This is a genomic window from Bacteroidota bacterium, from assembly GCA_016706865.1.
Classification (GTDB): Bacteria; Bacteroidota; Bacteroidia; order Chitinophagales; family BACL12; genus UBA7236.
The window spans coordinates 628257-640964 of record JADJIS010000003.1 but is presented as its reverse complement, the minus strand read 5'-3'; the positions used below and the strand labels follow the sequence as shown (position 1 = coordinate 640964).

Annotated in this window: 9 protein-coding genes; 4 read left to right on the top strand and 5 right to left on the bottom strand. The window is 35.7% G+C overall.

The genetic code is table 11. From position 1 onward, the window contains the following. Positions 1–116 precede the first annotated feature (116 nt). Entirely contained in the window at positions 117–806 is a 690-nt protein-coding gene (locus IPI31_12285) for an SOS response-associated peptidase (protein ID MBK7568592.1), read from the bottom strand. Between the two features lie 98 nt (positions 807–904). Here IPI31_12285 and IPI31_12280 point away from each other — a divergent pair, with 98 nt between their 5' ends. From IPI31_12280 to hscA, 3 genes are all read left to right on the top strand, one after another. Then, entirely contained in the window at positions 905–1774 is an 870-nt protein-coding gene (locus tag IPI31_12280; protein ID MBK7568591.1) for an acid phosphatase, read from the top strand. Between the two features lie 86 nt (positions 1775–1860). Continuing rightward, positions 1861–3765: a T9SS type A sorting domain-containing protein gene (locus IPI31_12275; protein ID MBK7568590.1), complete on the top strand. Its 1905-nt coding sequence runs from the start codon at positions 1861–1863 to the stop codon at positions 3763–3765. A 105-nt stretch (positions 3766–3870) separates the two neighbouring features. Continuing rightward, on the top strand, positions 3871–5721 hold the full coding sequence (gene hscA, locus IPI31_12270) for a Fe-S protein assembly chaperone HscA (GenBank protein MBK7568589.1): 1851 nt from the start codon (positions 3871–3873) through the stop codon (positions 5719–5721). A 373-nt stretch (positions 5722–6094) separates the two neighbouring features. Here the strand turns inward: hscA and IPI31_12265 are convergent, their stop codons facing one another. Beyond that, positions 6095–6670 (bottom strand): hypothetical protein, encoded by a 576-nt coding sequence (locus IPI31_12265; protein MBK7568588.1) that lies wholly within the window; start codon positions 6668–6670, stop codon positions 6095–6097. 245 nt (positions 6671–6915) lie between these two features. On the opposite strand from IPI31_12265, the gene IPI31_12260 reads away from it, so the two are divergent. Continuing rightward, on the top strand, positions 6916–7719 hold the full coding sequence (locus tag IPI31_12260) for an alpha/beta fold hydrolase (GenBank protein MBK7568587.1): 804 nt from the start codon (positions 6916–6918) through the stop codon (positions 7717–7719). A gap of 143 nt (positions 7720–7862) precedes the next feature. On the opposite strand, the gene IPI31_12255 is transcribed toward IPI31_12260, so the two are convergent. From IPI31_12255 to IPI31_12245, 3 genes are all read right to left on the bottom strand, one after another. Further along, positions 7863–8861 (bottom strand): T9SS type A sorting domain-containing protein, encoded by a 999-nt coding sequence (locus IPI31_12255; GenBank protein MBK7568586.1) that lies wholly within the window; start codon positions 8859–8861, stop codon positions 7863–7865. 197 nt (positions 8862–9058) lie between these two features. Continuing rightward, entirely contained in the window at positions 9059–9643 is a 585-nt protein-coding gene (locus tag IPI31_12250) for a riboflavin synthase (protein MBK7568585.1), read from the bottom strand. 18 nt (positions 9644–9661) lie between these two features. Further along, on the bottom strand, positions 9662–12391 hold the full coding sequence (locus IPI31_12245) for a gliding motility-associated C-terminal domain-containing protein (GenBank protein MBK7568584.1): 2730 nt from the start codon (positions 12389–12391) through the stop codon (positions 9662–9664). Positions 12392–12708: the final 317 nt, after the last annotated feature.

Below are 12708 nucleotides of genomic sequence, written 5' to 3'. Positions count from 1 at the left end.
AGTTCTGTGTTCTGAGTTCTGAGTTCTGGGTTCTGAGTTCTGAGTTCTGAGTTCTGAGTGCTCGATTCTACTAAGTGTCCCCACAGAGTTACCGAAGGAACTCTGTGAGGGAAGGGTTAAAACAAACTCCCCTGCCCCACTTTAGTAGCTTTCGGTTCTTCATCCTCCATAATGATATAAGATGCATTAAGCGGCTGACCATATTGAATTAATAAATGATTAAGGTCCGCGTCTTTATCCATCCATAATTTTTCGTCACCGGGACGAAGCATTACGGGCATGCGGGTGTGTACTTCAGAAATTAATTCGTTGGCAGTGGTAGTTACTATTGCCATGGTTTTAATTATTTCACCGGTTTTTTTATTGATATAATCATTGTAGATACCTGCGTAATAAAAATTTTCCGATTCTTTTAAATGAAAAAATACTTTTATTTTTCTTTTTTTATCGTGTTCGTAAAATCCATTTGTTAATACCACACATCGCTGTTTATTTTTCCATGCATCGCGCCAGGTTGCGAGTTCTGAAATTGTTTCGATGCGTGCATTAAATGTATTTCGCACCTCATTTAATTTATCCGCATTTAACCAATGTGCAATAAATCCGAAACGATAATCCTGAATTATTTTTGGTTTATCAATTGTAATAACCGGCATGGTAATTCCGGGATAACCAATGGTATTTTTTCCACTTTCGTCAGTATAAGTATTTTTAGCATCCACATCATCTTTATCCCATTCAGCACCATAGGCCAATTCATATTCCTCCTTTTTCATTTTCGACTTGGAAGTATAACTGGAACACATGCTGTAAAATTAAAGAAAATAAGATATTGTTTTTACATTTGTTGTTGCGAAATAAAATTTGAGTCTGGAATGCAATTCTAATTAAAAGGGAAATCATAATGGTTAAAATCTGGATGTTTTTGTTATCGATGGTTGTAATGGTTTCCTGCAAAGAGGAAATACCCCCGCAAACTGATGCAAAACTGCCTTCCCCGGATCATGTGGTGATCGTTTTTTTTGAAAATTATTCTTTTCATCAAATAATGGATTCCACCGAAGCTCCTTTTATTCAAAGTATTGCATACGGAAAACACAGCGCCTTGTTTACAAATTCCAATGCTTTCGGACATCCGAGTCAGCCAAATTATTTCGAAATATTTTCAGGATCAAATCAGGGAATTATTAATAACGACCGCCCTCCCGCGTCTTTTACAACTCCAAATCTCGCATATTCATTAATAAACAATGGATATTCCTTTGTTACTTATTCTGAGGGATTGCCACATACCGGTTTTGATGGTGATATTAACGGATTATACGTGAGAAAACACAATCCTGTAGCCAATTGGATGGGTTTTGGAGAAAATCAGGTGGATTCGAGTACCAATCAACCCTTTACCCATTTTCCGGAAAATTATGATGATCTTCCAACCGTGTGTTATATAATACCCGATCTTGTTAACAGCATGCACGATGGTTCGATTAAAACCGGAGACGATTGGTTGAAAACACATTTTAAGGACTATATCAATTGGGCAAAACGCAATAATAGTTTATTCATTCTCACCTTTGATGAAAGCAGTTACTCTTCCGGCACTAATTTAATTACCACATTTATTACCGGTAGAAATGTTAAACAGGGAATTTATGATGAATATATCGATCACCATACCATACTTCGCACAATAGAAGATGTTTATAAACTCCCGCACGCAGGAAATTCTATCAATAGCACTCCCTTAACAAATTGTTGGAAATTTGATTTTTAAAATATTACGGTTGAATGATATTTCACCCATAATATTTAATTATTTTAGTGCCAAATTTTAAAATCATTTAAAAAGAAAAATTATTAATGAAAAAATCTACACTTCTCAACAAAAAGAAATTGGCCGGATATTCGGCAATGGCTGCTGCATTTATTGCCGGCGCAACAGAAGCCGATGCTCAGATCATTTATGTGGATATCACGGATATAACCGTTGATCTCGGATTTTATATTCCTTTGGATATAGATGGAGGTGGTTACAATGATATAATTCTTCAAGCAGCTTCAAATACTATGTATCCTTGGACTTACGTAAATGGATTCGGAAATTTGAGTTCAGCAGGATACGGCGGGCCAAATAATGCATTTCAGGGTTATGCCGGAGATATTTTCCCTTATGCAAGTGCACTTGACAGCGGAGCCACAATTAGTGCCGGTGCTTCCTTTGTATCCAATGCAGCAAATTATGCAATTTTCGCTTCCGTTTTTTCAGGCTCTACCTATGGCCCCTGGGCTGATGAGACAGATAAATATCTCGGATTTAAATTCGACATCGACGGCGAATTACATTATGGATGGATGCGATTAGATATTTTCGTTACTCCGGTTTCTTTTACGATCAAAGATTGGGCATATAACTCCAATCCTGATGAAATGATCATTGCCGGAGATATGGGCGCTGCTGATTCAGAGATTACTTTTAACGATGCTGCAGTTACTGAGGATGAAGGTGTTGGAACTGTCACGGTAGAAATAGAAATATCCGATCCAAATGATTGTACGGTTGGGGTTGAAATTGATGGCGGACTAACAACTGCAACTGAAGGAGCTGATTTTAATTATGTTGACCCATCGCCAATTGTATTTACAGCCGGGGGCGCAACAACTGCAACCTTTGATATTGCTGTTTTTGATGATGTGGATTTCGAAATACCGGAGACCATTGTTTTCAATTTGGTGGATATTAGCGGTTCATGTATCATGGGCGCTGTTCCAACACATACTTTAACAATTAATGATAACGATGCTCCTCCTGCAGTTTCTTTTGTAAATGCAGAGGAAGAAACGGCGGAAATTGGTACCGATTTCCCTATCACAATTCATTTGAGCGATTCTTATGATTGTACAGTGGAAGTAACGTTAAATGATGCATTAACAACTGCAACCGAGGGTTCTGATTTTACTTTTTCAGTTCCTTCACCTGTTACATTTGTAAGTGGCGGTCCAATATCTCAGACCTTTAATGTGAGTATTATTGACGATGTTATTATGGAAGGAGACGAAGACATCGTTTTTAACCTTTCTGCTGCTACTGGTTGTATTTTGGGAGAGCCCGATCAAACAACTTTGCGTATTCTTGAAAATGATGCAACTGGTCCCGATCCCTCCGTTATTTCATTTAGTTGGATAACAGATGCCATAATTGAAGAAACAGATGCTGTTAATCTCGCCGTAAATATTGATGTGGCAAACGATTGCAGTATTGATGTACAGGTTAATACAGCATTAAGCACTGCAGATAATGGGGTAGATTTTACTTTTGATGACCCACAAACTTTAACTTTCACCAGTGGTGGACCAACTACAGCAGAGTTTACGGTGCTATTTAATGAAGACCTTGCCGTTGAAGGAGATGAAGTAGTAGTTTTTGAACTGACAAATGTTACCGGCGATTGTATCACGGATGTAGCCAGTGAATTGCTGGAATACACTATTATGGATGATGATCAACTCTCTATCAATAATTTAGCAGAAGCCGGAATTGATATTTATAGTGCTGAAAATATCATTTATGTTTCCTTTACAAATACTCCGGAAGATGGAAGCACTTTACAGCTTCTCGATGCTGCCGGCAAACTCGTATTTTCTTCCGGAATTACTTCGAAGGAGCAACAATTTTCCATTGGCGATATTGCGGAGGGAATTTATTTTACGCAATTAATTGTCGGAAAAAACAGATATGAGAAGAAATTGTGGTTAGGAGGCAAATAAATTAGTACATAAACAGCTTTTAAAGAACTGATAGTGAATGCTATCGGTTCTTTTTGTTTTAAGCACATATCCGCAAACACGTATCTTTGCAATTAATTTTAAAAAATGGCACAAATAGCGATCAATATAAAGGAAGGAACACTTCGAAGAGAAGAAATAATTGTGGGGATAGATCTGGGTACAACAAATAGTCTTGTTGCCGTCATCGAAAAGGAAAATGGCAAACCTCTCGCATTAAAGGATGAGGCAAAAACGAGTATAGTTCCATCCATTATTTATTTCGGAGAAAATGGAGAAATAATTGTTGGAAATGATGCTAAAAAACACCTGATAGATCACCCGGAGCGCACTATTTATTCCGTAAAAAGATTAATGGGGAAATCGTATACTGATGTTGCTGAAATTCAATCGCATCTCGGTTATAAAATAATTAATGACGATACTGAACGATTAGTAAAAATTAAAGTGGATGATAAATTTTATTCCCCAATTGAATTATCATCATTTATTTTGAAAGAATTAAAATTACGGGCTGAAAAATTATTGCATCAACAAATTACTAAAGCCGTAATTACCGTCCCGGCATATTTTAATGATGCACAGCGACAAGCGACCCGTGATGCCGGAAAACTTGCAGGATTAGATGTCCTTAGAATTGTGAATGAACCTACCGCAGCAAGTCTTGCATACGGTTTAGGAATAAAACAGGAGGATGAACATACCATTGCAGTGTACGATCTTGGAGGTGGAACTTTTGATATTTCTATTCTCAAAATACAGAACGGAATTTTTGAAGTTTTATCCACTCATGGTGATACTTTTTTGGGGGGAGATGATTTTGACAGACTTATAGTGGAATACTGGTTTTCACAAAATAATGTTTCTGCTGCTGATCTGAATATAAATCAATTACAGGAATTAAGATTAAAGGCAGAGGAAGCAAAAAAACATTTAACTGCCAACGAAGTTTATACCGGAGTTATAAATAATATAAATTGTGATCTCGATATCGCCACCTTCGAATTATTGATATCTCCGTTAGTAGAAAAAACAATTCATGCATGTAAAAGTGCATTAAAGGATGCAAAATTATCCATTGAAAATATGGATGCAGTAATTATGGTTGGAGGAAGCACGAGAACGCCTTTTGTAAAAAGAACTGTCTCCGGATTTTTTAATAAACCAGTGAACGATACGCTTGATCCCGATGAAGTTGTTGCATTAGGCGCCGCTATTCAGGCTGATATTCTTGCAGGAAATCAAAAGGACATGTTGTTGTTGGATATTACTCCTTTGAGTCTTGGAATTGAAACCATGGGAGGATTAATGGATGTAATTATTCCGCGCAATTCGAAAATTCCCACATCGGCAGGAAGACAATATACCACGAGTTTAGACGGACAAGGAAGTTTAAAAATAAGTGTGTTTCAAGGTGAGCGTGATCTGGTGCGCGATAATAGAAAATTAGGAGAATTTGTATTAAAAAATATTCCGGGAATGCCTGCCGGATTACCAAAAATTGAAATTGTTTTTCAATTAAATGCAGATGGAATATTAACTGTAAAAGCAACGGAATTAAGAAGTGGCGTAGAACAGAGCATTGAAATAATTCCTCAATACGGATTAACTGAAGAAGAAATGAGTTTGATGCTCATCGACTCCATTAAAAATGCTAAAGAAGATATGGCTACCCGCGCATTAGTAGAAGCAAAAGTAGAAGCCTCAACCATGATCGATACCTGTGAAAGATTTGTTACAAAAAATGCAACTCTTTTATCCGAAGAAGAAATAACCGGAACAAATGATCTTATCTCCCAACTAAAATCAAAATTATCTTCAGAAGATAAAGATGAAATTCACATGTTGATAGATGAATTAAATGAATATACCAGGCCTTTTGCAGAGAGGTTGATGGATATGGCGATCAGTAAGGCGATGAAGGGTAAGGTTTTATAAGAATCGAAGGGTTTTTGAAGATTCGAAGGGTTTTTGAAGATTCGAAGGGAGAAGGGGAAGGTTCTAAGGAAATGAAGGAAGGAAGGTGTGTAAGGGATAAAAAAGGGGGTTAATTTTCGATGAATATTTTATTAATTATTTAAGGTTTTACTACAGGAAATAAATTAATCTTTTAATTGATTGAATGTATCTGTGTTCATTTTAAGATTTTTTTATTCAAATGGTTGAAAGAGTTTATGTCGGAGGAATTTATTTCAATGATACAAATTACCCACTGCGACTGCAACTGTGACTTATCTTAGTCCCCTCACATTTAAATTAAATCTCAACCCGAAACCACAATCACCAATGTTACAAACTGCCCACTGCCACTCTATTTAACCGTCTTCGCTATTCTTACTATATAATCCTCCAAAGACTCATCTGGTAGCTTATCACTATTTTCCAAACCCGTAGCGAAAGAATCAATTAAAAATGAATAACGTTTAAATGTTGCGGTTAATTTTTCTTCATCTTCAGTATCCCAATAATTTCCTTCATCAGTTAACGTAAAATCCAACAAATATTTATTGCTGATATGACGAAGAATATTAATTATTTGTTTATGAATTTCAGGTCCGGCAAATTGGGTTTTTGTGAATAAATAATATAAGAATTCTTTGTCCTGCTCTTGATCTGAATTTCCATAAAATTCGAGACTGTTGCACATACACATTCGTCCGTTTGATAAAAATGTGAGCCAGACAGGCTCCGATTCAGGAGGACTAAATAATATACCGTAAATATTATTATCGTATTTCTCCGCGCCAAATTTATCAGCAGCTATCAGTGTTTCGAAAATATGATACTTCCAATGATTTGCCTGTGCAATATCTTTTACTTCTTCTATCAAAGCAGGCAAAATTTCAGCTTCTTTCAATCTCCCGGAATAATGTATTGTTATGCCCATAATGACTAATATTTTCACAAATGTATACAAATCAGAAAATAATAAAAACTATGAAATCTCAATATCTCACATGAAATATTGTTTAAACCCAAATTTTGTAATAGATTTTTTTTAAATTAGTTTATTTTAGTATCTTTAGGGAGAATAAGCGATTAATTAAATTTAAACGACTATTTTCATATTCTTGAGAAAAATAATTCTCAGATGGAGGAAATAAATTATATTAATAACTAAAACTTAAAAAAATGAACGAACTAAATATCAATTTAAACGGACTGAATATTGCTTACCAGGACAGTGGCAATGAAAGCACGCCAATAATTTTTCTTCACGGATTTCCTTTCGATAAAAGTGCCTGGGATCCGCAATTGGAAGCGATTGGATCAAATTACAGGATGATCAATTATGATCTTAGAGGATTTGGGAATTCTGAGGCTGATGCGGAAGCATTTAGTATGGATCTATTTGCTGACGATCTGGTTCATTTTATGGATGCTTTGGATATTTCCTCTGCTATTGTTTGCGGGTTGTCGATGGGTGGATATATCATTTTAAATGCAATTGACCGCTATCCTGAAAGATTTAAGGCATTAATTTTATGTGACACGCAATGTATCGCAGATACTCCTGAAGGGGCGGAAAAAAGATTTAAAACAATTGACTCCATAAATTCAAACGGACTCACTGAATTTACGGAAGGATTTTTGAAAAATATTTTCTATGAGGAAACTTTTAACAGAAAACCTGAAATTGTGGATCAGATCAGAAATATTATTCTTTCCACAAAAGTATCTACTGTTACAAGTACTTTGAAGGCATTAGCAGGAAGAAGAGAAACATGCAGCATTCTAAACAAAATAAAAATCCCTACACTCATTATTTGTGGCAAGGAAGATAAAATAACGCCACCTGATCGCGCACAGTTTTTACATGAGAATATTAAAGATTCGGAATTACATATAATTGATAATGCAGGCCATTTGTCGAATATGGAGGAGGATAGGATTTTTAGTGAGAGGGTATTGAATTTTTTATCTGGTATAAACTAATTTACATTTACGGGAAGCGGACGCTTCGATGAACGTTGCACAAGCCTGAGGCTTGCGCTATTTGGTTTTGGCGTGCATCAGCCGCGGCTGATGCACGGTTTGGAGTAAGGAGATTGAATATATTAGGTACTTGAAAACATGGATTATTGTTTTATAATTTTGGAATAATAATTTTCATTTTCACTAGCGATTTTAATGACCCAAATACCGGATGGAATATCTGTGATATCAAGTTTAGTATATCCTCCTTCATCTGTGAAAATATTATCGAAACTTTTTACCTTTCGTCCGTTGATATCATGGAGATCAATATTAATTTTGGTTTTCACAAGTCCTTGAATTAAAATATTAACTTCGTTTGAAACGGGATTAGGGTATGTTTTTATTTGCAGGTTTAATTCAGATTGATGTATGTTTCCACCTAGGTCTGAAGTTCCATATAGAAAATCATCCAATATCCAACCTGCTTCACCGCCTTCTATCGAATCAGATAAAATATAAAACCGGAGATGAATAGTATCAGTTGCATAATCTGATGATCTTAAAGAAATATCGCCATTTTTTACAGGAGTATTAAAAACAAATAATATCCTGGTATATGACCAATCAGTAATAGCTCCTGTAAAACCATTTATAGAGTCGGCAAACAAATCTCCATACTCATAATATGTTCCGCAAAAATCTATCCATTGTAGATAATTTTCTGGTAAGTCGCCATATTCTATTTGTTCTTTCGAATAATAGGGTGACTCATCAAAGGAAACCATAAAATATCCACCATCATTTAATGTATCAAATTGAAACTTGTGCCAAAATTCTACATATACATTTGACCAAAATATTTCATCAACAATTGGAATATCGAATTGAATAAAATCATTATTATTTTTTGGATATGGATTTACTGAATCGGTCATAATTGCATTGGGAAACGTGTGGGCATCGCCAAAAAAAGATTTTTGCGGAAAACCTTTAACCCAAGTATTTGAAGTATCCAAATCGACAAGGTAACCACAACTGTCAAGGTCAAAGTTGCAGGTATCTATTGGAGTAATAGAAACCGGTTCATAATTGCAATCCTGCCCTTGCAAGCTTATAGTAGTGCCTAAGGTGAAAATAAAGCTGAGGATGAAATATCGCATAGTATGGATGCTATTGTTTAACAATTATACAAAATAAATTTTGTTTTTTAAAGTTCCTGGCTATTTTTTACAGGAAGCGGACGCTTCGATGAAGGTTGCACAAGCCTGAGGCTTGCGCTATTTTTGTAGAAAGTGCATGCTGCGCATGCAATGTTTTTATGGTGGGATTTTATAAATTAGTGGAAAGGAATGTTAATTTACTTTTCCATGATCCTGTTTACATATTTCCCAATAACATCAAACTCAATATTCACATTATCACCGATATTTAGATTTTGCAAATTGGTGTTTTGCCAGGTGTAGGGAATTATTGCGACGGAAAATTTATCGTCGCCGACATCTACCAAGGTGAGACTTATTCCATTTAAACAAATACTGCCTTTTTCTACAATTAAATTTTTGTGATCTTCATTTATGATAAAGGTTAACATGTAACTCCCCTGCTCCTCTTTTTTATTTATAAGTTGTGCTGTTGTATCCACGTGACCTTGTACCATGTGTCCATCCAAACGATCGCCGATCTTTAGGCAGCGTTCTAAATTAACAACGCTATTTTCTGCCAAAGTAGCCAGATTTGATTTTATTAAAGTTTCCTGAATTGCAGTTACCATATGCGAATTTCCAGCTGTTTTAACTACAGTGAGACAAACTCCATTATGGCTTACACTCTGATCGATCGACAATTGATCGCTGATGGAGGATTGGATCGTAATATGTAAATTAGAACCTTCCTTCTGCAGAGATATCACTTTGCCAGTGGTTTCAATTATTCCTGTAAACATGTAACAAAGGTAAGTGGATTATTTTTCGCTTTTATCCTGACGGTATAAATGTATATATCCCTTTTTAGGTTGTTCAAATGGCACTACACCGCCCACTGTAATTTCGTAAACAGTGCAGACATAATAATACACTCCCTCATTCACATCCTTACCCAATTTACTGTCCTTTCCATCCCAGTTCAACATTGGATCAGAGGTGGTAAATACTAAACTTCCCCATCGATCAAAAATTTTCATATCAACGTGATCAATAAATCGATATGGTAATATTGGAGTGAAAAGATCATTAAATCCATCGCCATTTGGAGTAAATGCATTCGGAAGATTATAGTCGGAACAATTATCCACGCACACTACATTACTCAATAAACTTTCATTATTAAATGAATCAACCGCAACCACTGCATAACATCCTGCAATGGAAGATAAATTATCATGTGTATAGGTTGTATCATCCGCAGGTTCATTGGTATCTAATAAAACAAGAGTTTGCCCTTCCTGCGATGCATAATAAATATAATATTTAACCACATCATCAGAACAATAATTATTTGGATTGGTCCATATAAGTTCGTTTTTGAGATCGTTCTCATCAACCGAACCAACAGTTTCTTCCTGACAAATATTTTCAACTATTAATGTCGGAGGACAAGGTGCTTCATTGTCGATTGGAACTCCACATTTTATTTCTGAAAAATTAATAAGGGTATCCGGTAAACTTTCGATGGTATAATTCCCATATGCTTTAATATAATAACAATACTCAACACCATTATTTAATCCAGCATCGATATACGATTGTTCTGTTGTTGTGGTAAGTAATTCATAATCACCTGAACCCAATGGTTTTTCTTTATAAATATCGTATTGAAAATTTGTCCACGGCACTTCGAAATTCCAACTGAGATTTAATTTATTATCTCCCGGTGCTGCCTCGAGATAAACCGTAGATGCCGCATGTGTACTTCCCAACAATTCAAAATTTCCAAGATCAGTAAAATAAAATTTTATTTTATAGGTAAAAGGACCGGCAAAAGTATTTATTAAAGTATCGATATACGAAGTATCCGTAAGATCATAAAAAGTTGGAGCTGTAAAGGTAGAAATTAATGTTTCCGTTCCAGTTGCAGTAAATCCTTCATATCGAACGACTTCATATTTATATGGCGGAGTAAAAATGGCAGTGTCAAGATCTGTTCCTAGCGGTTTGTACCATCCCACATAAACAGAACCATTAGTTGTGCTTGTAGTTCTTACACTTGCATGATTAATGATCGGAAGATCGCGTTTTAATTCCGCACATACATTATCTGACGGTGCACTTGCAACTCTATTGTAAATAAAATCAGGAACGATATCGCTGCGTTCACCAAATTCTGCAAGTATACGATAAGAATATTCCTGTCCGTAAACAATTGCATTGTCTATATATTCATAAACATCTTCCACAAAAGCTATGGAGTCGTAACCTGTGCCTCCCAATCCTCTCTGACATTTGTCAAATACGATGGAATCACATCCAATTTTTCTCCACACGGAAAATCCCAAAAAATTCTCTGAATCCTCGCAGGAATATGGATCCTGCCAGGTGACTGTAATTTCATTGGCAGTAGGAACCGCATCTAAAATAACGGGTGGAGGTGCAATTACATAAATAAGCCACGTTTCAAGATCCACTAAAGGAATTTCATCAAAACCCAATTTAAAATCATCTTCCGCACGAAAAACTACCTGATAAAATTGTGAGCGAACATGATTGCAAATTGTTTCCCAGGTAAAAGTGCCTTCTACCAAAGCCTGATCAGGAGTGCTGAAAAATTCTGCAGGACTTTCATCAATAAAGAACGGTCCGCCATCTGCTGTTAAAGTAATTGTTTGAGTAACATCAGCATCCGTTGCTGTAATTAATAAGTTTAATTCTTCTCCCGCATATATACAAGTATCATTTACCTCACCAATTACAGGAGCATGATTATTTGTTTCAATAACAAATATTTCCATATCACGCAAAATGGTACCAAGCCGAACACCATTACGATATTCTGTAATTAAAATAGCGAAATTATAAATTCCTTCATCACAAGGCGCATCCCATACAACATCGCCGGTAAATGAATTTATAGAAAAAATATCGGTAGAACATTCAGACCAATCATCAGGATATTGGTATCCCGGAACTACGATTCCCGGGTATTGATACGGAACTACCAGTTCATAAGAAAGTGAATCACCATCTATATCAAATGCATCGGGATTGTGAATAAAAATTTCTCCCACATTCGCAAAATCAATAGGAGGATTCAATAATAAAGGGGAATTATTATATCCGAATAATAAGGGATCAAAAATCACAAAAGTATCAACCAGACAAAACGGAACATTTACTGATCCATCAATATTTAATATGTTTTCCACTCTGTTCGGATCCACCATACTAATTACAAACTCTCCTGCACCGGAGAATGAATGTTGTCCGATATATTCGTTTTTCTGAATATAATCTGTAAGAGTTTCTATACTATTGCGAAATAGAGTGTCACCCGTCCCATCACCCCAATCTATATAAAGTGCATCCCGGTCGGCAAGTGAATTCGGATCGGTATAAGTTGTAATAGTAAATTCGTAAGTAAGATCAGCTACGTGTGTATAAGTGATCTCTCCTGCCCGATTATGCGTAGCAAATAAGGATAGCGAAAATCCTGAAATAATTAAAAATACAAGCCCTGATCGCAGTAAAATATTCTTCATCGTCCTATTTCAATGTCGAATTTACGACATATTTTAATACCATCTATAAAATTAATTGTAATTTGTTTGTGATATTATTGATTAAGGGTTAAACAAGAGGAATTTACAAAAAATTGCAAACCAATTGAGAATTGATAATTGAGAATTGAGAATGGGCGAAAACGAGTAGATAGTAGTGAACGCTTCGGGTCTACGAAATACTTTTTAGCAAGGTCAATTATTCAACCAATATGGTTGACATTTTGAAACTTCTACTTCTCCCTCCTCACTCCTGAGAGAATGAGTAATGAGTTATGAGTTTGATCCACGCAAGCCGG

What these genes read in the sequence shown, in the direction of transcription:
- IPI31_12285 (MBK7568592.1), bottom strand. Translation starts at nt 806, where the DNA reads ATGTGTTCCAGTTATACTTCCAAGTCGAAAATGAAAAAGGAGGAATAT.
- IPI31_12280 (MBK7568591.1), top strand. Translation starts at nt 905, where the DNA reads ATGGTTAAAATCTGGATGTTTTTGTTATCGATGGTTGTAATGGTTTCC.
- IPI31_12275 (MBK7568590.1), top strand. Translation starts at nt 1,861, where the DNA reads ATGAAAAAATCTACACTTCTCAACAAAAAGAAATTGGCCGGATATTCG.
- hscA (MBK7568589.1), top strand. Translation starts at nt 3,871, where the DNA reads ATGGCACAAATAGCGATCAATATAAAGGAAGGAACACTTCGAAGAGAA.
- IPI31_12265 (MBK7568588.1), bottom strand. Translation starts at nt 6,670, where the DNA reads ATGGGCATAACAATACATTATTCCGGGAGATTGAAAGAAGCTGAAATT.
- IPI31_12260 (MBK7568587.1), top strand. Translation starts at nt 6,916, where the DNA reads ATGAACGAACTAAATATCAATTTAAACGGACTGAATATTGCTTACCAG.
- IPI31_12255 (MBK7568586.1), bottom strand. Translation starts at nt 8,861, where the DNA reads ATGCGATATTTCATCCTCAGCTTTATTTTCACCTTAGGCACTACTATA.
- IPI31_12250 (MBK7568585.1), bottom strand. Translation starts at nt 9,643, where the DNA reads ATGTTTACAGGAATAATTGAAACCACTGGCAAAGTGATATCTCTGCAG.
- IPI31_12245 (MBK7568584.1), bottom strand. Translation starts at nt 12,391, where the DNA reads ATGAAGAATATTTTACTGCGATCAGGGCTTGTATTTTTAATTATTTCA.